The 338-nt window shown below is 40.8% G+C and carries 1 pseudogene; it reads left to right on the forward strand.

Annotated elements, in window-relative coordinates:
• Positions 1 to 338 (forward strand): annotated as a pseudogene (locus tag QWI17_RS21580) (hypothetical protein); the annotation flags it as partial.

The following is a 338-nucleotide window of genomic DNA, read 5'->3' on the forward strand; positions in this document are numbered from 1 at the left end:
TGCAAGTTTAATTGTTCCGAAAGTTATATCGTCTTGTTCGAGCGATGATGCAATAAATGATGTTTCGACTTCGACAACAGAAGGTGGAACCAATCAATCGTGTACGGTTTGGCCAACCGAAACAGAAGGACCTTTTCCTACAAAAACTCCGTCGAGTTATATGAGAAGCGATGTAAAAGGCGACCGAACGGGTGTTGATGCGACGATAGAAATTGTGGTGCAAAATGCGAGTAACAATTGTTCTGCTGTAGAAGGAATTATCGTTGATATTTGGCATTGCGACAAAGATGGAAATTATTCTCAATATGGAGGGACGCAAATGCAACAAACCAATTATC

Source organism: Gilvimarinus gilvus, assembly GCF_030518155.1.
GTDB classification, from domain to species: domain Bacteria; phylum Pseudomonadota; class Gammaproteobacteria; order Pseudomonadales; family Cellvibrionaceae; genus Gilvimarinus; species Gilvimarinus gilvus.